The organism is Brachyspira sp. SAP_772, assembly GCF_009755885.1.
Classification (GTDB): Bacteria; Spirochaetota; Brachyspiria; order Brachyspirales; family Brachyspiraceae; genus Brachyspira.
Map to the genome: position 1 here is coordinate 19,219 of NZ_VYIX01000001.1, position 25,609 is coordinate 44,827.

Genomic DNA, 25,609 nt, shown 5'->3' on the forward strand with positions numbered 1-25,609 from the left:
GAAAAATATGAAAAAGCTTATTTACCTGTACTAGTTATTATAGTAGATGTATCTTCGATTTTACTTTCAGGTATTTTTATTAATCTCAAGTCAAACATAATCATAAACATACAAGGTAAGAATATGAGTGTAAGAAGAGAAGCAAATAAAAGTCCATAAGCTAATGCCATAACTATAGGAATAATAATATCAGCTCTACCACCTATACCATACACAGTAGGTAAAAGTCCAACTACAGTAGTAACAGTAGTTAAGAATACAGGACGAAGACGCTGTTTAGCTCCTTCAACAATAGCCTTAGCCACTCCTTTTTTACCACCCTCAACACCTTCATCTATGATTTTGTTAATGAGGTCAACAAGTATAATACCATTGTTTACAACAACACCTGCCAAACCAATAATACCTACAACACCCATGAATGATAAAGGCATTCTGTGAATAGCAAATCCTAAAAGCACCCCAATTAAACCAAATGGAATAATTATCATTATCATAATAGGCTGTATGAATCTGTTTAACTGAAGCAATAATACAATATATACGAATATGAAAGCCATAGCAAAACTGAAAGCCAATTGTTTTAATGCTTTTACAGTTTCTTTAGCCTCACCACCAAACTCTAATTTTAATCCTCTATATTTTTTAGAGAAATCTTTAAACTCTTCTCTAACCGCATTCATAACCTGTTGAGAAGTATTTTTACCATATTCAATATCAGCTGTAATAGTTATTGTTCTTTGACCATTATAGTGCATAAGTGTTGCAAGTCCATCTGCTGGTTCTATAGTTGCTAAGTTATGAAGATAAAGTAGTCTTCTGCTTGAATTAGGTATTAAAAGATTAGTAAGATATTGTGTATCATATGTAAATTTATCATCAAATACAACTCTAAAATTTAATTTATTTTCAAGCTCTTGTATATATGTAGCTTCAGTACCATAGTATGCTGTTCTAGCTTCATTAGCTACAGTTGCAACATCAACACCAAGTTCTGCTATTTTATCATAATCAAGCATTATTCTTAACTCTTCTTTACCTACTTTGTCGTCATCATCAATATTGATAACACCCGGAACAGTAGCCAAAAATGCTTTTATTTCTTCTTTTGCCTCTTTAGCAAGTTCAGTTTTGTTACCTACTATTTTAATGTCTACAGGATCACCCGGGTCAATACTTCCTTTTGTATTCATACTAAATATAGGAACAGTTTGTCTTACATCAGTTTTATCTAATTCCTGATTAATTAATACAACAAGTTCATCAGCAGTTCTATCTCTTTGAGCTGCAGGAACCAAATAAACCATAATACCCGCTAAATTTCCTTTCTCTTCAGAAACAACCTCTTGGTCAACTTGCTTACCCACAAGAGAATATAAAGCAACAAGCTCTTCAGGTTTTACAACTCTTGCAACAGCAGCTTCAATTTTAGCAATTTCTTTTGTTGTATTTTCTTTAGTTGTACCTATAGGCATTTCTATATTAATTACTATAGTGTCTGCACTTGTGTCATAAATAAGTACAAAGTTTTTGAAACTGCTTTGTGCTAAAAATATTGAAGCTATAAGCAGTACAACAAATGCTCCTACTACTATATATCTTACTTTTATTAATTTTTCTAATGCAACACCAAAAGGTATTTTCATTTTATCAAATAAAGCATCTTTGTCAAAATCAAGAGGGTTTTTGAAATTAAATCTTTTCTTTTTAGGTTTGTATGATTTATATTTATCTTCTTTGTCTTGTAATTGGTTAGGTAAGAGTAAAGTAGCCTGAAGCATACTAACAACAAGAGTAAATATAACTATTTTTGGGAAAAGGTTTAATATTTTACCCATGATACCGCTTATTGTAAGCATAGGGAAAAATGCTGCAACAGTTGTAAGTGTTGAAGCGACCATTGGCATTACAACATCACTTACAGCAAGTCTTGTAGCTTCAAGTCCTTTATATCCAGAATTTTTGAAATTAAATATATTTTCAGATACTACTATTGAGTTGTCTACTATCATACCAAGTACAGTAATAATAGCTGCTAATGACATAGTATTGAATGTTATTCCTGTTACTTGCATATATATAAAACATGAGAACATGGTAATTATCATACCCAAACTTGTAAACATAGCACTTTTGAAATCCAAAAATATAATTAAAGTAATAAATATTACAATAAAACCTTGAATGAGGTTGGAAGTAACTATATCCAAAAGTGATTTAATTGTTCTAGAGTCATCACCCATAGGTGTTACTTGAACATTTTCAGGTATTAAGTCAGCATTATCTTTTAAATACTGATTTACAGTTTCAATAGTTTTAAGAATGTCAGCGTTTTCATTTTTTACAACAGATAAAGCATAACCGGGAGATTGGTTTACTCTCATATATACAGTTTTATCTTCAAAACCTTCAACAACTCGTCCTATATCACTTATTCTAACTTTTTGTCCATTGAATGTAGAACGTATAACAGTATTGCTTGCTTCTAAAGGATTGATAAACTCTCCATAAGTTACAACAGTCTCCTCTTTGTTGTTGGCTTCCATATCTCCGCCTGTAGCCCTAACATTCCTTACGGCAAGAGCATTAACTACATCACTTAAAGCTATATAATTCTGCTGCATTTTTATAGGGTCTACATATACTTTAATTTCTGGGTCAGTTCTTCCGTCTATTCTTACCTCTCCAACACCATCAAGCCTTACAAGTTCATTTTCAAGCCACTGACTTACATCAAATAATTCTCTCTCATCTCCTTCCATACCTTCTTTAAAGTGAACAGCTAATGTGTATATAGACCTTTTATTAGGGTTTAAGTCATAAGTTGTAACTTCTTCAACATCTTCTGATAAATCTGGAACGTTTTGCATCTGTCTAAATACTTCATCTTTTACAGGCTGTCTGTCTGGCAGAGTTTCATCTAATGTAATTATAATAATAGCAACATTTTCAATTATTGTTGTTTCATATTCATCTATACCAGCTATAGCTTGTAATTCTTCTTCTATTGGTATAACAGCATTTTGTTCTACGTCAAGCGGAGTAGCACCGGGGTATGTTACTGCTACAAGCATTTTATCTAAATCTGTAGATGGGATTGATTCTTTTTGTAAGTTGAAATAGTAATAGCCTCCTACAAATAATATAGCCATTACTATTATATTAACAAGCATAGTTTTCTTTGCAAAAAATACTATAATTCTTTCCATATATTAGTCATTCTCCTTGATATTAACTTTTATTATTGTTTTTGCTTAATAATAATTTTTAGTAGTCCATAGCAAGTAATGCTCTATAATCAAATATGGTTGTAATAAACTCATATTGTAGGTTTAAGAGCTCTGTTTGCGTTGCTACTAAATCTAATCTTGAAGTAAGCAAATCATCAACTTCTAAACGTCCTTGATCAAGTTTTTGAAGCTGTGTGGCTATTCTTGAGTTAATTGCTCTGATTTGTGCTCTTTTACTATTCATTAAATTTTTATAGGTTTCAAATTTATAAATATATCCTTGTAGTTGTGTGTTATAATCTTTTTCAAGCATATCGTATTGAGCTATTATTCCGTATAAAGAGTTTTCAGCCATTTTGTATTGTGCCTCATTAGCTCTGTTTCCAAGAGGGTAGGAGAATTGCACACCAGCAAAAAAATCAACATTAGTCATGCTTCCAAATGAATTAAAATAACCAGAAGTATTAGGACTTACACCATTTAAGCTTACACTTCCTACTATATCTAAACTTGGTAATGTACCGTTTTTCATTGCAGATAAAGCATATTCCGCTCTAATTTTTGATTGATATGCAATCTGTCCATTAACACTGTCAGCAAAAGCAACAGACTCCATAGTCATATTGCTTCCTAAATCTAAATAAGAATCCCAAGTAGTATGATCTGGTTTAAGATTAGTTACAGGGAAGAAGAAGCTTACTGTTGTTAATAGTGTATCTAAAGCAATTTTATTTTGTGCAAAATAATCGCTATAAAGCATAGTTTGTGTTCTTGCATTTTGATAAGAGTCATTATCTATAAGACCGCTGTTGTATCTGTCTCTCATCTGATTTTCAAATCTTCTTGCTGTGATGTACATATTTCTGTAATATTCTAATAGCTTTTCATACATTATCCATTGATAATAGATTTTTTGATAAGCTACTAATACGCTAGCATCATCTAATCTTCTTTGAAGTTTTGCTATGTTTAAGGCATATTCAGCATCTTTTATAGGGTATCTGTCTAATGCTCCGAAGAAGTTTCTTAAAATAGGCTGAGTTACTTCTAATGTTAATGATGGCTGATAATTTTGAAATTTTGCTGTTGTACCATCAGGTGAAACTAAATCTCCTGTGAGAAAAGAGTTGTGTGTTAAATTAACAGACCATTTTGTACCTGTATATGGTATTAAACTTCCAAGACCAATTCCTGCTTGAATACCTGTAGCACCAATAGATGGACTTAAAGTTGGGTCAGTATATCCTGATGATAAACTTCCATATTTACCAACTGCTCCAAGCTGTGCAGATAGATTAACATCTCCGCTGGATTTTGCACTAAGCAAATTCATTTCAGCATTTGTTTCTGTTACAGCATTTATCTTTAATTCTGGTATCAAATCTCTAATATTTTCCATATACTGGGCGTAACTTAATGTATTAGTAGTTTGACCATATACCATACTGATACTAAATAATATTAATAATAATAATTTTATCCTCATTAATACTCCTTCTTATACCCATAAATCTACTCATTTACTAACTTTTTCTCTAATTTTTTATTTATTAACTTTTCTCTAATTTATAAAACCATACTTGTTTACATTTTTACTTCCAAGTAAAAGTAATAATGTTTTATATAATGTGTCAATTAAAGCATCTAAATTAACTTCTAAATCTCTATCTTTTCTTTTTTCCCCCTTATAAAAATAAAGCTTTCTGTCTAAGTTATAATATTTGTCTAATATTAATTCATTACCAATTCCGCCAACACTAACTATCATATGCATATAAATGTCTTTTGCATTCAATACAGGAGTAAAATATTTTTCATCTATTTTTTTATCTATAAATACTAATAATTCACCAAACCAATAATTTAATATAATATCTTTATTAATATTTTTTTTTAATATTTTTAATTTCTCCATATTGTTGAAAAACATAGGCTGCAACTCAAACATTATTTTTCCAAATTCTTTTGCTGTTACAAAGAAAAATTTTCTAAAAGCACTAAATAATTCAAATATAGCCTTTTCGGGGTCATTACTATATTTATCTATAAGCTCTTTTGGCTGTACAGGTACAGTAATAGTATTAAGTAAAGCCGCAACAATTTCTTCTATATTTGAATAATATTTGTAAACACCCCCTTGACTCAATCCAGATTCATTAACAATATCTTTCATTGTAACGCTATAAGCAGGCTTTCTTTGGAAAACTCTCATAGCAGCATTTAAGATTATTTTTCTCTTATTCTCAAAATATTCTTCATCTACTTTTGGCATTTTGGTTTTTTTGCTTTCACCTCATGTAAATAGAGTTAATAAAAATGACAGGTCTGTCATTTTTATTTGGAAACTAATATTAATACAATTAAAAAATAATGTCAATAGCTAAAATTTAAAAAAATATTATATTTATTTTTGCATGCGTTTTGATGCAGAAATTTAGTATTTGGAAATATATTTTTTATTTATGTGGTAGGGTATATAATATTTTATTATTTGAATCGTAAAACTAATCTTTAATTTCTTATGCTTTTAAAATTAAATGTTTTACTGAAAATAAAAAAATAAGCATTATTATTTAAATAATAATGCTTAATATATTTAACTGTTTTATAAAAATTTTTTATTTGCTAGAAGATTTTGTCTCCCATGGAAATAACAACCAATCATCATGATTTATACTTTTGTATATATATTTTGGTCTTATCTTACTAGTATGCTCTCTAATAAATAAAGCAGCTATATCAAATTTCTGGTCATCAAAATATTTTAAAGTTTCACCTGTATCAGATATATCATCCACAATTAAAGCAGACTTGTTTTTTACTTTTAATCTCCATACCTCTTCCATATTAAGAACCATAGGCACTTTTAATCTATGTGAAAGCATAACAGCAGGAACTAATCCTCCGCGAGCAAGCCCATAAATTACTTCATATTTTATTTTTGATTCTTCTATCTGTTTAGCTAAAATCTCAATAGCCTCATCAATACTTTCCCAAGATATAACATCATATTTCATAATAAGCAATCTCCAATTTGTTTATGAACGCAACTCTATACTAAATCTTGTTTTAAGCATTTCAAGTAAAGAGCTCTCTACAGCATTAATATCTTCTTCCCTTAAAGTTTTGTTAGGGTCATAATAAGTTATAGATATTGCTATAGATTGTTTGCCTTCTTTTACCTGCTCTCCAACATATCTGTCTACTACATCAACATTTTGTATAATATCATTAAACTTAGAAATAGATTTTATTACTTTACTAAACTCAATGTTTCTATCGCAGACTAATGCTAAATCTCTAAATACAGCAGGATATTTGCCTATATCTTTTAATTGCTGTTTTTTTACTCTTTTTTTAATAAGCTCAACGGCATATCTTATATTAATATCAGTAAAATAAACTTCAGTGTTAATATCGAATAGAGATAATATTTTAGGGTGAATTCTGCCAATAATACCTATTTTTTCACCAAATATCACTATATCAGCAGACATAGTAGGTATAAACCAATCATGTTCCTTAGGTATTAAGTTGTAATCAGTACTTTTTAAATCTCTTATAAGAAGCTCTTCTACAACACCGCTCATATCAAAGAAGTCATAAGCTCTTGATTCTTTATTCCATAATTTTTCTTGATAAAGCCCAAACATTACAGCAGATAAATGCTTCTCTTCTACAAACTTATCATTTTCTTTGTAGAATATGTTTCCAACTTCAAACAAAGCACCATTTTTATGTCTGTGATTTTGATTGTATGCAATGCTATTAAGAAGTGAAACTAATGTAGTAGGTCTTAAAACGTCCATTTCGCTTGTTAGAGGGTTTACAACTCTAATAAGATCTTCATCTTTAAAACCTATATTCTTAAACATTTTACTGTCACCAAGAGAATACTGCTTAGTTTCATAAAGCCCGTAAGAAGCCATTCTATGTTTAACAAAACTTATATCAGCATAATCTGTTTTAATAGGGTTGCATTTAATATGAGGTACATTAGAATCAAGGTTGTTATATCCATAAACACGAGCTATCTCTTCTATAAGGTCTTCTGCTATTGTAAGATCATGTCTATAAAAAGGAATGTCTACTTTCAAATTGTTTTCACCCAAAGCAGATGCATTAAAGCCATATCTCTTAAATATAGAAGATATTTGCATTTTACTCATATCAAGACCTAAATATCTTTTTACAAGTCCGCAGTCAAATACTATTCTTGTAGCTTCAAATTGTTTTACATTTACTTCTTTAGCTCTTGATGCTATTTTAGAATTATTATCTAACGTCACTATTAAATCAACCGCTCTGTTTAATGCTGCTAAAGTGAGAGTATGATCAATTTCTCTTTCAAATCTATATGAAGCATCAGTTTTTGTATTAATGGCTATAGTGGATTTTTTTACAGCTATATGGTCAAAATATGCACTTTCTATTAATATATTTTTAGTAGTATCTTCTATTTTAGTGCCATCTCCTCCCATAACACCAGCTACACCTATAGGCTTTTCACTATCAGCAATAACCAAAACTTCATCTGTAAGGTCTACTTCTCTGCCGTCTAAAAGTTTAACTTTCTCACCAGTTTTAGCATTTCTTACTATAATTTTTCCGTCTTTTACCTTATCAAAGTCATAAGCGTGAAGAGGCTGACCATATTCGAGCATAACATAATTTGTAATATCTACTATATTGTTTATAGGATTAATACCGCATTTTTTAAGTCTGTTTTGCATCCAATCTGGAGAAGGTCCAACTGTTATATTGTTTATAAGTCTTCCAACATATTTATAGCAAGAGTTTTGATTTTCTACTGTAATATCAATGTTTCCGCCTGTAGCTTCATAAGTATTTACAGAAGGTATGCTTACTCTTTTATTTAATACTAAAGCACATTCACGGGCAAAACCTATAATACTAACCAAATCTCCTCTATTTGCTGTAACTTCTACATTAAATATATGATCTGTAGAACCTACGATTGTTGAAAGTGAGTTGCCTAAAATACTGTCTTTGTCTTCTATGTTTAATTTCTCTATATGGTCATCTAATATCCAAATACCGTAAACGCCTTCAACTTCTTCGTATCCTAACTCTGTTCTAGAGCAAAGCATTCCATTACTTTCAAAACCTCTTATAGAAGCTTTTTTTATAGTAAGTCCATTAGGAAGTTTAGCTCCTATCATAGCTACAGGAACATATATATTTTCTTTCACATTAGGAGCACCGCATACTATAGAAAGCACATCATCACCTACATTAACTTTACATACGCTTAATTTATCAGCATCGGGATGTTTATGTACAGTTAGAACTTTACCAATTATAACGCCCGGTATATCACCGCCTGTAGTCTCTATAGAAGAAATCTCACTTCCAGAGAGAGTGATGTTTCTAGCAATCTCCTCTACATCTAAACCATCTAAATTAACAAATTCTTTTAACCAACTCAAAGGAATTCTCATAATTATAATAACCTCAACTAATAATTTACCATTGTTTTAAGAAATCTATATCATTATCATAAAACATTCTAATGTCTGTAATGCCATATTTAATCATAGCAACTCTTTCAATACCCATACCAAAAGCAAAACCAGTATATTTGTTAGCATCATAACCAACATGCTTAAATACATTAGGGTGAATCATACCAGCTCCCATAAGCTCAAGCCAGCCCTCTCCTCCGCAAGTTTTACATCCCTTACCGCCACATATAACACATGTAGCACTTAAATCAGCACCCGGCTCTACAAAAGGAAAGAAATCAGGTCTTAATCTAATTTGAGTCTTATCTCCAAACATCTTCTTACAGAATAATTCTAATATTCCTTTCAAATCATTAAAACTTACATTTTTATCAACTAAAAGTCCCTCTACTTGATGAAATATAGGAGAGTGTTTTGAATCTATAGCATCTCTTCTAGCACATTTACCGGGTGAAACAACTGCTATAGGAGGCTCTGTTTCCATCATGGTTCTTATTTGCATGCCAGAAGTATGAGTTCTTAATACATACTCTTTTGATACAAAAAATGAATCATGACTGTCTCTTGCAGGGTGATAAGATGGTATGTTTAAAGCTTCAAAATTGTGAAAATCGTCTTCTATTTCATTGCCTTCTACAACTCTAAAGCCTATTTCTGTTAATATTCCTACAATTTCTTCTTCTACTTTAGTGAGTAAATTAACACTTGCTGCCTTTGGTCTTCTTCCGGGCATTGTTATATCTATTTTATTTCTTTCTAAAGATTCTAAAAATTCTTTGTCTGCTAATAATGTTTTCTTTTCTGTTAATGTGTTTTCACAATAAGATTTAAGTTCATTTATCTTTTTACCGAATTCTTTTTTCTCTTCAATACTTTCTATAGAAGACATGTTCTTTAGAAGTTCTGTAATTTTACCTTTACGCCCTAAAAAATTAATCCTTATCTCGTCTATTTCTATTTGGTTTTTTGCATTTGATATATTTTGCTCAAAAAGTTCTCGAATTGAATCTAAATTATCCATCATACCAATCCTAACTAAAAATAAAATTATAGTTTGCTATTATAATACATATAAAAATATTTTCAAGGAAAAAATTAATATATAAATAAGAAATAAGATGTTTTTTATATCATTTAAAATAATTTCACTATTTACTTATAATATATAATATATTAAAATAAGATAATATGTTAGGATATTATTTATATGAAAAAAAATATTTTGAATGATATATTTAGTAACAAAAAGAAGTCTATACTTCAATCATTAGATGAAATTTTAAGAAGGCTTTCAAATTTAATTGCAATAGCAGGCTCTATATTTGCAATATTTGTTCTTTTGATGCAAGTAAGGCAGATTACAGTTTATAATTTTTATATATATCATTATGATAAAATAATAAATATCATCACAGTTTGTTTTATTATTATTTTGATAGACCAAATAAGAATAGCACCGAGGAAGTTATATATAATAGTTCCTATAATACAGATTATAGGGCTTTTGCTTCTTAATTTCTTCAGCAGAAAATATTATGGTATATATGCAAATAGAATTATATGGACTATAGCGGGTTCTATACTGTTTTTTTTAATAATAGTAATAAATTGGCTTAGATTATCCTATTCAAAGTTTACTCTCTATCAGATGATTATAGCGTCTTTTATTTTTATAATTACATTAGGGGCACTGCTTTTATATTTACCATTGAGCACAACCAGCGGAAGGCTTCCTTTTATTGATGCTTTATTTACTGCTACTAGTGCCGTTTGCGTCACGGGGTTAAGTGTAATAGATATTTCTAGAGAGTTTACTTTTTTTGGGCAGATTGTTGTATTAATATTAATACAGATTGGCGGGCTTGGAATAATGTCCATATCTGCAATAGTAATTTTATTTTCTATTAACAAAGGAAGCGTGCAAGACAGAATAAGAACGCTTGAAATGTTTAACACAAAAAATAAAGATATTATACGCTCTACTGTAAAGGCTATATTCTTGGCTACTTTTTTAGTTGAGTTAATTGGGGCAATATTGCTTTTTACTGTTATGGATAATAATAGAATAGGGGAGAGGATATTTTATTCTTTGTTTCACTCTATAAGTGCATTTTGTAATGCCGGATTTGCTTTATATACCGACAGTCTTCACAGGTTTTCTGATAATGCTCTTTTGACTATTACTGTGAGTTTCTTAATAGTGCTTGGAGGAATAGGTTATCCTGTATTTGTAAGCATATACACTGCTATTATTAGCAAGATTAAAGGTAAAAGATATGTTATGGATGTGCAGACAATAATTATTTTGTTTACAAGTGCTTTTCTTTTGTTATTTGGAACTTTATTTATATTTTTCAATGAATATTCTAATGCTTTAGAGGGTATGCCTTTAAAAGAAAAGATTTTAGCTTCAATATTTCAAAGTGTAAGTACCAGAACAGCTGGTTTTGAGACTATTGCTTATAATTCTATGAATAGCGTTACGATTGGCGTTGTAATATTTCTTATGTTTATAGGTGCTTCTCCAAGCAGTACAGGCGGAGGAGTTAAGACTACTACTTTTTTTGTATTTATAGCTTCAATTATTAGGGCTATTACAAACAGGCCTTTTATTATTGTAAAGGGAAGAAAGATTAAAGATGATGCTATTAATAAATCTATTGCCATATTTACTTTAGCTATGGCTATATCTGTTTTTGGTGCATTGCTTATATTTTATATTGACGGGCATAAAGCTATGATGCCAGTAATATTTGAAACTGTTTCTGCTATATCTACAGTTGGGCTTTCACTTGGTATTACTGCTGGGCTTTCTGTGTGGAGCAAAATTATAGTGATAGCATTAATGTTTATTGGACGTGTGGGATATTTAACATTATTTATGAGTATTGGTTCAGTGGACAGCAGATACGGTTTAATAGATTTGCCTACTGCGGAAGTTAATATTGGTTAATTTATATTTAAATTGCTATATTTTATAAATTTCTATATTATTTTTATGAATGTAATATCAACTTTTTTGTCGCTCAAAAAAGTTGCAAAAAACGCAAATATTTAACCTTATATTTTAGTAATATATATAAATGAATGTAAGATAATATCTATATTTTGTTTATACATAAGGATTTATAAAATGCAGCCTTTTTGGTTCTTTGCGGCAGCAAAAGAACTGGGGGTGTGTACCCTCCGGGCACGCTTCGCAGGGGGCAAAGCCACCACAAATAAAAAAATTAAAAATATTTAGTATATTCAAAACGTTACTTTGAATATTTCTCTGTAATTAACAAAGTCGCTTTCATAAAGTGTGATAGAGTTCGCTAAATAACTGCTCTTTTCAAAACTAATATTATTTACTATCTCTTTTAATTTATCATTATCATAAACCTTTTTTACTCTTGCTAATGTGAAATGCGATTTAAAATCTTTTTTGTCATATTTTATATTAATATTATCTCTTAAATGCTTTACATACTCATCTAATTCTTTGCAATTTGCTTTTACAAACAAAACATTTATATCATTAAACTTATTTGTGAAATATGATAGTTTTTCAAACAATATATTAAAAGGCTTTATTATATTGCTTGTCTTTTCTAATGATGATTTTATTTTTTCTATATCGCTTTCTTTTATATTTTCAAAAAAAACTAATGTGATATGCATTTTGTTTTTATTTACAAATTTTACTTCTGCTATATTATCATCTATCTTTTTTAGTAAAAGATTATGGTATTTATTTTTTATATTTTCATCAATATTTAATGCTAAGAACGCTCTCATAAATCAGTAAATAATATTATTTAAATATATCGTTAGTGGCATCATACCAAAATACGAAATCCAAATATTCCATTGGTATTTTTTCTTTTTTTGAGTACTCTACTAAATTCGCTTCACAGCTCATATAATTATTTTTAGTTAAGCTTGTTTTTGGCGTCATAGATTCTGGAAGTATATCTAATTTGCTCATTACCCTCATTATGTGCCTGTCAAGTATAGCAATCTTTTGACCAAAACCAATATTCCTTAAAAAATGGCTAGCCTCTTTAAGCCCATAGCCTTTAACTTCTTTTGCTAATTCATTTCTCAAACTCACAATAGAATCGTTTTTTATAGCATCATCAATTCTCTCTCTCAATATAAATTTCTCTTTTGGAAAATATAACTTCCTAGCAAGAACTATATTTCTAGCTTTCATGTTGTGAAAACGTACATGCTTTATTAATATATTAGCAATACTCTCTTCAGAACCCTTAAAAAGTAAATTATGATTATAAAGGTCTATTATAGCAGCAGCTCCGCTTCTTGCTTTTGTCTGAGGAGTGCATATACAAAAGGCTAATTCAGCAAATAACCTTTTATCATTTTCTCTCTTATAAACTCTCTCGAAATATTCAAGTCTTCTTTTCATTCTCTCATGAAGTATTTTATCTTTGTATATACCCATTAGATGTTTAGCGTATTCTTTATCCATTCTTTAAGCCTTTATTTTATAAAATTACAAAAATTATGCTCATTATAATACTACCATAATAATTAAATTTCAATTCTTGATTAATTAATATATATAATCTATAATACAAAAAATAATATATATACTTCAGAGAAAATAAAAATTATGCCAAAATTATTAATAGCTTCAGATTTGCATTTAAGCGTTTCAGAGAGAGAATATTCTTTTAATGTGCTTAGAGAAATAATAGAAATATCAAAAGATTATGATGCTTTAGTTTTGCTTGGGGATACTTTTGATACATTTGAAGATTTGAAAGAGCTTAAAGAAGAGTTTATAAATATAATAGAGGAAAACAAAATATATCTTCTTAAAGGTAACCATGAAAACTTAAAATCTAAAGGAATTAGCCTAAGCCAATTAAATTTCCCAAACAATATTACAGTATTAGAAGAGATAAGTACTTTTAGTATAGATGATTTGGATATAATTGCATTGCCTTATAATGATAAATATTCAGTAAACAATGAGTTTTTAGAGTTGGTTGATAGTCTTAAAAATGAAAAGAGAATACTTTTAGCACATGGTATAGTAGAGGGTACTTTATGGGCTATAGAAGAAAATGAGGATTCTGCAAGTATCCCTATTGATATAATAAAAAAGTCTAATGTTGATTTAGCAATAGTAGGGCATATTCATAAACAGATGGATACAAGAATAGAAAATATTGAAATAGTTTATCCGGGTTCTTCGAGAGTTTGGAGAAGAAGCAAGGCAGAAATTGGTGTTAGAAGATGTTTGGGCTTAGAGATAAAAAATAATAAAATAAAAAAAGAGTATATTAGTATAGAATCTGCTGGAGAGTATAGAGTTTATGAATGTAATAGTTACGATATTGAAACAAAGATAGATAGTTTATCTGTTAATTGGAAAAAAAATGATATTATAAACATTAATATTTATGGCATTATAGAAGATGAAAATGAACTTGAAAAAACTAAAAAATCTATAATAAATAAATATTCAAAAAATGTAAGAGATATTAATTTAAAAAACAGTCAATTATATTTTTTGGAGAATGCCTACAATGAAAGAATAATTAAAGAGTTTTTGGATGTTGTAAATAGTTATGAGTTTGATATTAACAATAAAGATAATTTAGAAATATTAGAGCTTGCTAAACGTTTGGGTATAGAGAAAATATATAATGCTTTACAATAAAAAATAATGGGTTTTGTTTATGCTTTTGAAACTAAATAATTTTGGAAAGTTTAAAAATAAAAGTTTTGAGATATCAGATTTTATTACTTTATTTTATGGGGCAAATGAATCTGGAAAGACTACTATATTTGATTCACTTATGTATTTATTTTCTGAGAATAAAAAGAGTTTAGGTTTTTCAAAGACGATAAAAAATAGGTACGGTGATGAGATTGATGTAGAGAGTGTGCCTGCAATTGATGATAGCATCAAACTTCACCCAGATTCTTATAATAATTTATACGCTATAAGACAAAGCGAAATAATATTTAACATGTCTGATAATAAAAAGGATTCAAAAGAGTGGGAGAGTGAAATAAAGAAAAAATTATTCTCTTCTGACATTGATATAGGAAAGATGATTTCAGAAATTAGGGCGGAATATAACGGAAGAGCTCAGTCGTCTATTCCATATCAGATTAATTTAATGGAAAATAAAAAAAATAACATAAAAGAAGAATTAAATATTTTGTATGATAAAATGAGTAATGAAAGCTCTAAAAAAGAAAAGATAAAAGAATTAAATGATAAGCTTAATTTTAATGCTAATCTCATGAAAAATAAAATTAAAGAATATGATGAAATATTTAAGACATTTGATTTAAAAAAGAAAGCACAATTAAAAAATTATAAATTGGATTTACTCTCTCTAATAAATAATTTTTATAAAAAGAATAATTTTTTAAGTGAAAATAAAATACTTCAAAATGATTATTCTAATGAAATAAAATCTATAACAAATAATATTGATGAATTAAAAAATAAAGAGTCTTATTTGAATGGAAAAATAGAGAGCCTTAAAAAAAATATAGAAGAGAGAAAATCTATTGATTATAACAGCATAAAAATAAGAATAGAAAATGCAATAAAAAAAATAGATGAGGTAGTAAATAAAAATAAAAAAGTTCCTAAATTTGTTTTTATATTAATTGTAGCATTTATCTCTATTCTTCTTAGTGTTTATTTTAAGAATGCATTTTGGCTTGTTATAATACTTCCTTCTTTGCCATTCTTGTTTATAAAAGAAAATACAAATACAAAAATTATAAAAGATATTTTGGATACTTTGCCAGAATTAGATATAAATAATGATATTAATGATTATAATTATTTGAGAGATTTATTAAATAAAGAATTGGCAAAAATAGAATTAATAATTAACAGTAAAGATAATGAAGAGATTGATAAATATTTAGAAGAGTTAGAGTCAGTAAAAAAAAGTTGTGAAGAAGAAAACTCAAAATTAGAAAATCTATTAAACAAACTCAATGCTAAAAATATAGAGCATTACTATTCTATGAAAAGAGATTATGATGCTTTATATAAAGAGACAAGTGAGCTTTATAATAAACTTATGCAGGAAGCTAAGAAAAACTCTCTAAAAGATATTAATATGCTCGAGGCTGATTGTAATAGGATTATAAAAGAATTAGAAAGCATAGGCTATGATGATTTTAATGAGGCTGAGTTTAGAGGATTAGAAAATCAATTAAAAGGCTTAGAAAAAGAGATTGAGTTAATAAAAGAAAATATAAATAAAATAGAAAAAGAAATATCATATACAAGCGGAGAGCTTAATAATTTTGATAATATACATAATACTATAGTTAATCTTGAGAGCGATTTGTCTAAATTAGATGATGAAACTATAAATATAAATAAAAGAAAAAAAGCCTTACAGCTTCTTGAAGATATTTTATCCAATATAAATCAGAAAAATGATAATGTGTTTGAATCATTGTCTAATGAGGCTAAAGTTTTATATAATCATATTACAGGCAAAAATCTTCATGATGACGGAATAACGATGTCAGGTTTTGATAAAAATAAAATAATGGTTTTAGATAAGCAAAATGAAAAGAGAAATATTGAGTTTTTATCTTCTGCTACTAGGGACGCCGTTTATATAGCAATGCGTCTTTCAATACTTACAAAAATACACAAGCAAGGCAGATTAATTTTACTAGATGACCCTTTTATCACTTTTGACAATAACAGAATATTAGAAGCTCTTAAGTTTATAGTTGAATATTCAAAGGATTATAATATACCTATAGTTATTTTTACGAAAGATGTTTTTATAAGAGATGTATTAAAAGAGTTTGAGGCGGTTAATATTCATGAACTTTCTTGAAAGTTATTATGAATTAATTTAAAAATAAAAAAGAGATATAGTTTTTGCTATACCTCTATTTTTTATTTGATTATTAAATTTATCAATTTTCGTTTATATATGATAATAATGTGTTGTATTGTACTTTCATCTCTTCTGGTATTTTAGGGTCGTCCAATAATTTTTCTAAATATTTCTTAGGCTCTTCCTTTTCTCCTGCCAACACCATTGTTACTGCTTTATAATAATGTGCTATATAAACCTCTTGAGAGTTTGGATATTCTTTTATAATTCTGTCAAAATAAGAATTAGCTGTATCATAATCATTTTTTTGTGCTCTCATCAAACCAAAGCCTAATATATATTTAGACATAGCTTCTTTTGATATAGCATTTTTTTCTAATAAAGCATTGAATATTTTTGAAGATTCTTCTTCATTTCCAGATTCCATATATAAATCTAATTTTTCTAAACTAGGCTCTTTGCTTTGAAGAACTATTCTTATTTTTTTTAATTTCTCTTGAGCATTCTTCATGTATGGAACAAACTTTTCACCTTCCACATATCCGCCGACATTCTCTAAAACAAAACCGTCATGGCTAATAAATAATATAGTAGGATAACCTTGAACACCATATTTCTGAGCTATATCAGCACCCTCTTTAGATGTTTCTGGATTAAGTTTTACAGATACCATTTTTTTGGCAGCGTCAATTACTTCTTTGTTGGCATAAGTGTTTTTATCTAATTCCTTACACCAACTGCACCAATCAGTATATACATCTATCATTATAGGCAAATCTTTGTCTTTTGCTTTTTTTGTAGCAGAAGCTAAATCTTTTTCCCATTTTATAGCAGCATAAGAATCACTACAAGAAATAGTAAAAGCTATTACAATCAATGAAAAAATCATCATTATATTTTTATTCATAATTCTTTAATCCTTTATAATAAGATATTTAATATTTATCATATATTATTTTGTATAAAAAACAAGAATGGTATAGTGGGTATATATTATTCTTTATTATTGTTTTCATTTAGGGATTTTAATTTCTCTCTTATATCTGCTGTTGTTTTTAGAGCATCTTCTTTTTTCATCTTTGGCTGTTTAAATATTGTTAGAGTTTGGTCTAATATATTTTTGAAGCTATCTTCTACAGAGTTTTCTTTAGAATTAACATACATCATTTTTATTTGATCTTTCATCTCTTTATCTTCTATTTTTGAAAGCAAGTTTATGTTATGGTCAGATACAGATATTAAATACATTTCATTTGCTATCTCTATAATAGAAACATATCTATTTGATGCTATGGCAGTAGTAGCCAACACTTTTATAATTTCGTTAGAACCAGATATTTTTTTAGTTTTATTTTTCAAATACATAAATACAATATATATTCCAACCAATGTTAATATAAAACCAATAATTGCCCTTATAAACATAGAAGTAGTACTAACATTTGCTCTGTTTTCTATGTTTCTAATATCTTGAAGAATTGCAGGTTCATCGTTTGTATTATTTATTATTGTATCTTCTTGAATATTAAAATAATTTGATTGAGTAGTATTAGTTTGAATGATTTCATTTGTATCTTGTGAATATAGAAGCGATAGAGTGAATATAGTAAGTAATAATATTTTTTTTATCACAGCTATTTCCAATGCGGAGAGAGCGGGATTCGAACCCGCGGTAGGGGTTGCCTACGACAGTTTAGCAAACTGCTCCCTTCGGCCTCTCGGGCATCTCTCCAAATATTATCAATTATTAGTTTATCTATATTAACATAAATAAGTTTTTTAGTCAATATAGTTTATTAGTTTTATTTTGAATATATATATTTCTATTTATGTATTAGTAAAAGTGTTTTGTAGAGTATCTAAAAATTTTCTTTTTCAAAAAATATTTTTTACATAGTGATTTTATATAATATCTACTATATTATATAAAATAAATGGAGAATGGAATTATGGCTAAATATAAACCAACAACAAAAGAAGAATTGCAAAAATTAGTACAAGATGAAAGTATTTATTTGGGCTATATTGATACAAGTTTAATTACCGATATGAAATATTTATTTTTAAATAGCAAGAGAGAAAATTTTGACGGCATAGAAAATTGGGATACTTCTAATGTTACAGATATGTCAGAAATGTTTATGTGGGCAATAAATTTTAATTCAAATATAAATAATTGGAATGTTTCAAAAGTCATTAATATGTCAGGTATGTTTTCAAATGCCAAAAAATTTAATCAGCCTTTAAATGACTGGGATGTTTCTAATGTAAAAGATATGGAGTTTATGTTTTTTGAAGCTGAAAGTTTTAATCAGACTCTTAATAATTGGAATGTTTCAAAAGTTACTAATATGTCAGGTATGTTTGAGGGAGCTAAAAGTTTTAATCAGGATATCAATAATTGGAATGTTTTTAGTGCAATTAGTATCTCATATATGTTTAGCGGTGCTGAAAGTTTTAATAAATCTATAGAAAATTGGATCATTAATGAGGCTTGCTTTATTGATAATATTTTCGAAAATGCTTTTTCTTTTAAGGATATTAAGTCTATATTAAATATTTATTTTATATCTAAAGGAAATAATAGAAAAAAACTTTTAAGTATGCTTGAAAACTGCAATATAAAAGAAGTGTATAAAGAAGTTCTTAAATATAATAAACTTAAAGATTTTATTAAAAAACTTGAGAATACTTATTATGATGAATTAAAGGAACTCATTGAAAATAAAGAGAATATTATATTAGAATATAAAAAAGCTAAAAAAATAGAATTAAAAGATGATGAAAAATATAAACCTAAAGATAAGATTGAGTTATTAAGATTAATAATACAAAAAGTTAAATTTTCTAAAATAGATACTAGTTTAATAACAGATATGTCAGGGTTATTTCAGAACTCAAAACTTAAAAAATTTGATGGGCTAGAAACTTGGGATACTTCAAATGTAGAAGATATGCATAGTATGTTTAAAGAAGCTGTATATTTTAATCATAATATAGAAAATTGGAATGTATCTAAAGTAGAAGATATGGCTTATATGTTTGAGAGATGTGCTAGATTTAATCAGCCTCTTAATAATTGGAATGTTTCTAATGTGAAGTATATGAATTTTATGTTTTCACATTGCATTATTTTTAATAATGATTTAAGTAATTGGAATGTTAGTAATGTAGAGATTATGAACTTTATGTTTGAAAGTGCATATTCTTTTAATCAGGATATTTCTAAATGGAATATAAGCAAATTAAAATATGCAGATGCTATGTTTAGGCATGCAAAAAGTTTTAATCAGCCTTTAAATGATTGGAATATGAGTAATGTTGAATCTATAACCTCAATGTTTCAATGGGCTTCAAATTTCAATCAGCCTTTAGACAAATGGAATATGTCTAATATTAAATATATATCATTTTTATTTGATAACTGTATTAATTTCAATCAGGATTTAGAATCTTGGAAGTTAGGAGAAAATGTTAGTATGGAATATGCTTTTTCAAATTCGCTTATAGGAAATAATCCGCCTTCTTGGTATGTAGAAAAATAAGAAATTATAATCAAGATAATATTTTATAGATTTTTATTGTTCTTTTCCAGCCTTACACTGTACGTACTTCATCAAAGAATAAAAAGTGCAAATAAAAAAACAATAAATATTTATTTTTTGATAAAACACAAAATTTTTAATATATGATAAAATTATAGAACAATGTTTAGGAGGAACTTATGAAAAAATATAAACCAACAACAAAAGAAGAATTAGAAAAATTAGTATATACTGATGGAATAAAACTCTATGATGTAGATACTAGTCTTATAACAGATATGAGTGAGCTTTTTTATAAAAGTGAAAGAAAAGATTTTGAAGGCATAGAAGAGTGGGACGTTTCTAATGTTGAAGATATGTCATATATGTTTGCTTTTATGAGTTATGATAGTTTTGAAAGCCGTTCTAAAGCTAAGTTTAATCATAATCTTAATAATTGGAATGTATCTAAAGTTAAGCATATGAGTTTCATGTTTTATTATTGTCATGATTTTAATCAGCCTTTAGATAAATGGGACGTTTCTAATGTTGAGGATATGTTTAGAATGTTTGATAATTGTAAGAAATTCAATCAGCCTTTAAATACTTGGAATGTATCAAATGTAACAAATATGAGCGGTATGTTTCAGGCAGCGGAAAGTTTTAATCAGCCTTTAGAGAAGTGGGACGTTTCTAATGTTACAACTATGAGGGCTATGTTTAATTATGCTAAAGCGTTTAATCAAAATATAAATAATTGGAATGTTAGTAAAGTTGAAGATATGGGGTATATGTTTAGTACATGTGTTAATTTTAATCAGCCTCTTAATGATTGGGACGTTTCTAATGTAAAAACTATGGAGGGGATGTTTAATGAATGTTTTAAATTTAATCAGCCTTTAAATAGTTGGAATGTTTCCAATGTGAAAACTATGGAATCTATGTTTCGTAGTACTGAATCTTTTAATCAGCCGCTTGATAAATGGGATACAAAAAAATTAAAAACAATGTTTGGAATATTTGATTTTGCTGAAGGTTATAATAGTTTTGACTCATTAGCAAACTGGGATTTAAATAAAGTATCAGAAATGAGTAATTTATGTTTTAACAGGTATGAAGAACTGCCTTTAAGAATTAAAGCTTATCTTCAGGCATTTTATGGTTCTTATAAAGATTATTTAAATATCACAAAAGAGAATGTTAAAGAAGTATATAATTCAATATCAAAAGACACAAACAAAAAAGTTTTGTCATTTAAAAAGAGATTAGAAAGCGAGTTTAGCGAAGAACTTTCATCTGTTACAGAAAATTATAATTTCAAAACTATAGAAGAAGCAGAAAAGTATGTTGAAAATAATTATAATAAAAAAGATGATAAGAAAGTAAGCTTTATAAGTGATTATAAGGTTTTGATAAAAGATAAATCAAGAGAAGTTGACAATAAAGTTTTAAAATATATATACTTGGAATATTTGCTTCTTAAAAGAGATGTTAAAAGATTGATACAAATTGACAATATAATTAATTTGCTTGATAAAGAATCATTCATAAAGTTTATTAAAAATATTTATGATAAAACTAATAAAGAAACTGCTGCTATTATTTATTGTATATATGGGGGAGATGAAGCTTTATATAATATATATAAAAAAGAACAAGATACAAAACTTTCTCTTTTAATAATTAAATTAAATATTGAAAGTAAATATGCACTTAGGTTATTATACAAAATATATACAAACACAAAAAAATCTGAAGTTCGTTATGAAGCTTATAATTTGGTTGAGGAAGTGATGAAGAGAAAGGATATTGACTATAATGAGTTTCAATTAAGATTTTCTTCAAATTTGTTATTTAATTCTGAAGGTGAGATGCTTTTAAATAAAGATTATAAATTAATTTTAAATAGTGATTATACCCTTACTTTATTTGACATAAAAAATAATAAAGAACTTAAAAAGACACCTCAAAACCTTCCTGAACAGTTAAAAGAAGAGATAAAAAGTTTGAGAAAAGAAGTAGTTGACTTTATAAAAAATACTTCTCATCTTTTGAGTGTTTTGTTAATAGATGGCAAAATATATAGTTATGATTTTTATAAAGATGTTTTTGTTGATAATATAATGATGAATAAGTTTGCATCAACATTGATATGGAATCTATATGACAAAGATTATAAGTTCTTAACGACTTTTAGATATTCAGGAGACGGAAGCTATTCAAACTGTGATGATGAAGAAATAAAAATTGATGATAATAGTTTTGTGGGTTTAGCAAGCCCTGTAGAAATGGACGATGGAATTATAGCTAAATGGAGAAAGCAGCTTGAAGATTATGAACTATCTCAGCCATTAGAACAATTATCACTTATAAAATTAGATAAAAATAATTTGCAAAAAGAAATAGAGAAGCTTCAAAATATGGAAATAAGCTATGTTGTTTTTAAGAATTTTGGAAGCAGATACGATATGGATGCGGATTTTGTAGGATATAAAGTTATTAAGTCATATTCATTTGAGTCAGATGATGGAAATAGCTTTTTAATAACTGCAGATGTTAATGCTGACAGAAGCTACAGCGATAAAGTAAAGATTAATATTTATTTTGAAAATGGAGAAAAAACAAGTAAAAGATTTATTTATAGTTTATTAATATTGATGATTCATGATTTTAGATTGACAGATTTATTTTAATTAAAAAATAATTTGTAATATTTGCCTGGGTACCGCACACTCTAGTTATTTTACGACTAAAATAAGTATTTGTGTTATACAACATAGTTGAGTATTATGTTTTATTTGCACTTTTTGGTTCTTTTTGCTGCGGGAAAAAGAACAACATAAAAATTTACAAACTGAAAAATTTTTAGTATATATAAATAATTTTTAGTATTTAATTTAGTGATATATTTAAATTTGTAATTAGGATATGAGATTATGAAAAAATATAAACCAGCAACAAAAAAAGAATTAAAAAAATTAGTATTCACCAACAACGATATAAAACTCTACGATATTGATACAAGTCTTATCACAGATATGAGTGAACTTTTTTATAAAAGTAAAAGAAAAGATTTTGAAGGCATAGAAGATTGGGACGTTTCTAATGTTACAAATATGGAGATGATGTTTGCATATATGGATTATCATCTTATGGGAAAATATTCTATGACAGATTTTAATCCTAATTTAAATAATTGGAATGTATCTAAAGTTAAAAACATGAATAATATGTTTACTTATTGTTCTAATTTTAATCAGCCTTTAGATAAATGGGACGTTTCAAATGTTGAAGATATGGCTTTTATGTTTTTTGGAGCGAAAGAGTTTAATCAGGATTTAAATAATTGGAAGACTTCTAAAGTAAAAGATATGAGAGGTATGTTTCAGCATTGTGAAAAATTTAATCAAGCTCTTGATAAATGGGACACTTCTAATGTTCAAGATATGTCTTATATGTTTGCTTGGGCTAAGGAGTTTAATCAGCCATTAAATAATTGGAACATTTCTCAAGTTGAAAACTTATCAAATACGTTTCGTTATTGCCATAGCTTTAATCAGTCTCTTAATGATTGGGACGTTTCTAATGTAAAAAATATGGAATCTTTGTTTAGGGAATGCGAAAAGTTCAATCAGCCTTTAGATAAATGGAACACTTCTAATGTTGAAACAATGGAAAATACATTTTTTTCATGCCGTAAATTTAATCAGCCTTTAAATAGCTGGAATGTTTCCAAAGTAGAAAATATGGACTGCTTGTTTTATTTAGCAAAAGAGTTTAATCAGCCTCTTGATAAATGGGACACACAAAAAGTAACTACTATAGCAGGACTATTTAGATTTGCGGCAGTGTTTAATCATTATGAGTCTTTAGAAAATTGGAACTTGGATAGTTTAGAGAATATAGGCACTTTTTGCGATGATTATGAAAGATTAGGTTTAAGATTAAAAATATATGTTAAGGCTTTTTATGGTTCTGATGAAGATTGTATCACTATAACAAATAATAATGCAAAAGAAGTATATAATTTAATACTTAAAGATAAAAATAAAAAAGTTGTAAGATTAAGAAAAAAAATAGAAAGTAATTTTAAAGAAGAGCTTTCTCTCTCTGAAGATAATTTTACAAATATAGATGATGCAGAAAATTATATAAAAAATAATTATAAAGAAGATAAAAGACTTAAGTTTATAAAAGAATGCCATGTGCTTGTAAAAGATAAATCAAGAGAAGTTAATATTAAAGTAATAAAATATATATATTCAGAATATTTGTCTTTAAAAAATATTATAAGATTAAAAAGAATTGATGATATAGTAAACTTGTTTGATAAAAAATCATTTATAAAGCAAATTAAAGAGTTCTATTTAGAAAATAAGGGAGATGCTGCTTGTTTGATTTATGGGATATACGGAGGAGATGAAGCTTTAAAAGATATATATGAATTGAAATTCGATTCAATGTTTTTTCTTTCACTAATAAAACTTAATATAGAAAGCAAATACGCTCTTAAATTATTATACGAAATATATACAACTACAAAGAAAAGTGATATTAAAAAAGAAGCTTTAAAAATAATTGATGAAGTGCTTGAACAAATGAATATTAGCTATAGTGAGTTTAAATTAAAGAGCTTGCCAGATTTTGAATTTAATTCTAAGGGAGAAAGAGAGTTAAATAAAGATTATAAATTAATTTTAAATAATGATTATTCTTTAAGTTTGTTTGATATAAAAAATAATAAAACATTAAAAAATATGCCTAACAAATTTGATGAGGAATTAAAAGAAGAAATAAAATCCATAGAAAAAGAAATAAATAAGTTTATGAGGGCTAATTCTTATCTTTTAAGCATTATATTAATAGACGGTGAAATATATAGTTATGATTTATTTAGAGAATATTTTATTGATAATGTTTTAATGAATAAATTTGCTTCAACTTTAATATGGAATTTCTATGATAAAGACAAAAAAATTATAGCTACTTTTAGATATTTAGGAGAAGGTAAGTATATAGATTCTGAAGATAAAGAAATAAAAATTAATAATGATAGTTTTGTTGGTTTAGCAAGCCCTGTAGAGATGAGTGATGAAATTATAGATAAATGGATAAAACAGTTTGAGCGTTATAAATTATCACAGCCTTTAGAACAATTAAAAGTAGTAAAATTAGATAAGAAAAACTTGCAAAAAGAAATAAAAAAATTCTCTAGCATAGAAGGAACTTACGGAGCTTTTAGAGATTTTGCTAAAAGATATGAAATGCATACTAATGATAAGTTTGGAGAGACTATAACATATACATTCACTTCAAATGATGATGATATATTTTCAATGTCTGCAGATATTGATGAAAATACAGAATATGATGATATAATAAAAATTAATATTAGTTTTGGAAATAAAAATTATAAAAAAGTTAGCAGCAGATTTATTTATAGTTTTTTAGTGTTTATAATTTGTGGTTTAAAATTGAGAGATTTATTATAAGATTATTATTATTTTATCTAAGTTTAG

The 25,609-nt window shown here is 27.3% G+C and carries 16 protein-coding genes and 1 tRNA gene; 6 read left to right on the top strand and 11 right to left on the bottom strand.

Translation table 11 applies throughout. From position 1 onward, the window contains the following. Window positions 1–17 precede the first annotated feature (17 nt). The 6 genes from GQX97_RS00100 to pheS form a co-directional block, all read right to left on the bottom strand. Window positions 18–3,209, bottom strand: coding sequence for an efflux RND transporter permease subunit (locus tag GQX97_RS00100; RefSeq protein WP_157149939.1), 3,192 nt, complete (start codon window positions 3,207–3,209; stop codon window positions 18–20). 58 nt (window positions 3,210–3,267) lie between these two features. Further along, complete coding sequence (locus GQX97_RS00105; RefSeq protein ID WP_157149940.1) at window positions 3,268–4,716, bottom strand: TolC family protein; 1,449 nt, start codon at window positions 4,714–4,716, stop codon at window positions 3,268–3,270. A 75-nt stretch (window positions 4,717–4,791) separates the two neighbouring features. Then, window positions 4,792–5,502 (bottom strand): TetR/AcrR family transcriptional regulator, encoded by a 711-nt coding sequence (locus GQX97_RS00110; protein WP_157149941.1) that lies wholly within the window; start codon window positions 5,500–5,502, stop codon window positions 4,792–4,794. A gap of 346 nt (window positions 5,503–5,848) precedes the next feature. After that, on the bottom strand, window positions 5,849–6,247 hold the full coding sequence (locus tag GQX97_RS00115; protein WP_157149942.1) for a phosphoribosyltransferase: 399 nt from the start codon (window positions 6,245–6,247) through the stop codon (window positions 5,849–5,851). Between the two features lie 21 nt (window positions 6,248–6,268). Further along, window positions 6,269–8,692 (bottom strand): phenylalanine--tRNA ligase subunit beta, encoded by a 2,424-nt coding sequence (pheT, locus tag GQX97_RS00120; RefSeq protein WP_157149943.1) that lies wholly within the window; start codon window positions 8,690–8,692, stop codon window positions 6,269–6,271. A gap of 25 nt (window positions 8,693–8,717) precedes the next feature. Further along, window positions 8,718–9,737, bottom strand: coding sequence for a phenylalanine--tRNA ligase subunit alpha (gene pheS / locus GQX97_RS00125; RefSeq protein WP_157150876.1), 1,020 nt, complete (start codon window positions 9,735–9,737; stop codon window positions 8,718–8,720). A 186-nt stretch (window positions 9,738–9,923) separates the two neighbouring features. Between pheS and GQX97_RS00130 the strand changes: the two genes are divergently transcribed. Then, entirely contained in the window at window positions 9,924–11,669 is a 1,746-nt protein-coding gene (locus GQX97_RS00130) for a TrkH family potassium uptake protein (RefSeq protein WP_157149944.1), read from the top strand. A 296-nt stretch (window positions 11,670–11,965) separates the two neighbouring features. Here the strand turns inward: GQX97_RS00130 and thpR are convergent, their stop codons facing one another. Further along, on the bottom strand, window positions 11,966–12,496 hold the full coding sequence (gene thpR / locus GQX97_RS00135) for an RNA 2',3'-cyclic phosphodiesterase (RefSeq protein ID WP_157149945.1): 531 nt from the start codon (window positions 12,494–12,496) through the stop codon (window positions 11,966–11,968). Between the two features lie 16 nt (window positions 12,497–12,512). Then, window positions 12,513–13,190, bottom strand: coding sequence for a transcriptional regulator (locus GQX97_RS00140; protein WP_115599670.1), 678 nt, complete (start codon window positions 13,188–13,190; stop codon window positions 12,513–12,515). 144 nt (window positions 13,191–13,334) lie between these two features. Between GQX97_RS00140 and GQX97_RS00145 the strand changes: the two genes are divergently transcribed. Continuing rightward, window positions 13,335–14,390, top strand: coding sequence for a metallophosphoesterase (locus GQX97_RS00145; RefSeq protein WP_157149946.1), 1,056 nt, complete (start codon window positions 13,335–13,337; stop codon window positions 14,388–14,390). Window positions 14,391–14,409: 19 nt separating this feature from the next. Next, complete coding sequence (locus GQX97_RS00150) at window positions 14,410–16,563, top strand: ATP-binding protein (protein ID WP_157149947.1); 2,154 nt, start codon at window positions 14,410–14,412, stop codon at window positions 16,561–16,563. 82 nt (window positions 16,564–16,645) lie between these two features. Here GQX97_RS00150 and GQX97_RS00155 read toward each other — a convergent pair whose 3' ends face one another. The 3 genes from GQX97_RS00155 to GQX97_RS00165 all read right to left on the bottom strand — a co-directional run bounded on the left by GQX97_RS00155 (window position 16,646) and on the right by GQX97_RS00165 (window position 18,298). Next, window positions 16,646–17,473, bottom strand: a complete 828-nt coding sequence (locus GQX97_RS00155) for a thioredoxin family protein (RefSeq protein ID WP_157149948.1) — start codon at window positions 17,471–17,473, stop codon at window positions 16,646–16,648. An 86-nt stretch (window positions 17,474–17,559) separates the two neighbouring features. Beyond that, window positions 17,560–18,198 carry a flagellar biosynthetic protein FliO gene (locus GQX97_RS00160; protein WP_157149949.1) on the bottom strand — a complete coding sequence of 213 codons (639 nt, stop codon included), beginning with the start codon at window positions 18,196–18,198 and terminating at the stop codon, window positions 17,560–17,562. A gap of 14 nt (window positions 18,199–18,212) precedes the next feature. Then, window positions 18,213–18,298 (bottom strand) — tRNA-Ser (locus GQX97_RS00165). Window positions 18,299–18,515: 217 nt separating this feature from the next. On the opposite strand from GQX97_RS00165, the gene GQX97_RS00170 reads away from it, so the two are divergent. From GQX97_RS00170 to GQX97_RS00180, 3 genes are all read left to right on the top strand, one after another. After that, window positions 18,516–20,111, top strand: coding sequence for a BspA family leucine-rich repeat surface protein (locus GQX97_RS00170; protein WP_157149950.1), 1,596 nt, complete (start codon window positions 18,516–18,518; stop codon window positions 20,109–20,111). A gap of 179 nt (window positions 20,112–20,290) precedes the next feature. Next, entirely contained in the window at window positions 20,291–22,783 is a 2,493-nt protein-coding gene (locus GQX97_RS00175) for a BspA family leucine-rich repeat surface protein (RefSeq protein ID WP_157149951.1), read from the top strand. A 243-nt stretch (window positions 22,784–23,026) separates the two neighbouring features. Further along, on the top strand, window positions 23,027–25,582 hold the full coding sequence (locus GQX97_RS00180) for a BspA family leucine-rich repeat surface protein (RefSeq protein ID WP_157149952.1): 2,556 nt from the start codon (window positions 23,027–23,029) through the stop codon (window positions 25,580–25,582). The last annotated feature ends 27 nt before the right edge of the window (window positions 25,583–25,609 follow it).

What these genes read in the sequence shown, in the direction of transcription:
- GQX97_RS00100 (WP_157149939.1), bottom strand. Translation starts at nt 3,209, where the DNA reads ATGGAAAGAATTATAGTATTTTTTGCAAAGAAAACTATGCTTGTTAAT.
- GQX97_RS00140 (WP_115599670.1), bottom strand. Translation starts at nt 13,190, where the DNA reads ATGGATAAAGAATACGCTAAACATCTAATGGGTATATACAAAGATAAA.
- pheT (WP_157149943.1), bottom strand. Translation starts at nt 8,692, where the DNA reads ATGAGAATTCCTTTGAGTTGGTTAAAAGAATTTGTTAATTTAGATGGT.
- GQX97_RS00115 (WP_157149942.1), bottom strand. Translation starts at nt 6,247, where the DNA reads ATGAAATATGATGTTATATCTTGGGAAAGTATTGATGAGGCTATTGAG.
- GQX97_RS00105 (WP_157149940.1), bottom strand. Translation starts at nt 4,716, where the DNA reads ATGAGGATAAAATTATTATTATTAATATTATTTAGTATCAGTATGGTA.
- GQX97_RS00150 (WP_157149947.1), top strand. Translation starts at nt 14,410, where the DNA reads ATGCTTTTGAAACTAAATAATTTTGGAAAGTTTAAAAATAAAAGTTTT.
- GQX97_RS00170 (WP_157149950.1), top strand. Translation starts at nt 18,516, where the DNA reads ATGGCTAAATATAAACCAACAACAAAAGAAGAATTGCAAAAATTAGTA.
- GQX97_RS00145 (WP_157149946.1), top strand. Translation starts at nt 13,335, where the DNA reads ATGCCAAAATTATTAATAGCTTCAGATTTGCATTTAAGCGTTTCAGAG.
- GQX97_RS00180 (WP_157149952.1), top strand. Translation starts at nt 23,027, where the DNA reads ATGAAAAAATATAAACCAGCAACAAAAAAAGAATTAAAAAAATTAGTA.
- GQX97_RS00110 (WP_157149941.1), bottom strand. Translation starts at nt 5,502, where the DNA reads ATGCCAAAAGTAGATGAAGAATATTTTGAGAATAAGAGAAAAATAATC.
- GQX97_RS00175 (WP_157149951.1), top strand. Translation starts at nt 20,291, where the DNA reads ATGAAAAAATATAAACCAACAACAAAAGAAGAATTAGAAAAATTAGTA.
- pheS (WP_157150876.1), bottom strand. Translation starts at nt 9,737, where the DNA reads ATGGATAATTTAGATTCAATTCGAGAACTTTTTGAGCAAAATATATCA.
- GQX97_RS00130 (WP_157149944.1), top strand. Translation starts at nt 9,924, where the DNA reads ATGAAAAAAAATATTTTGAATGATATATTTAGTAACAAAAAGAAGTCT.
- thpR (WP_157149945.1), bottom strand. Translation starts at nt 12,496, where the DNA reads ATGAGAGCGTTCTTAGCATTAAATATTGATGAAAATATAAAAAATAAA.
- GQX97_RS00155 (WP_157149948.1), bottom strand. Translation starts at nt 17,473, where the DNA reads ATGAATAAAAATATAATGATGATTTTTTCATTGATTGTAATAGCTTTT.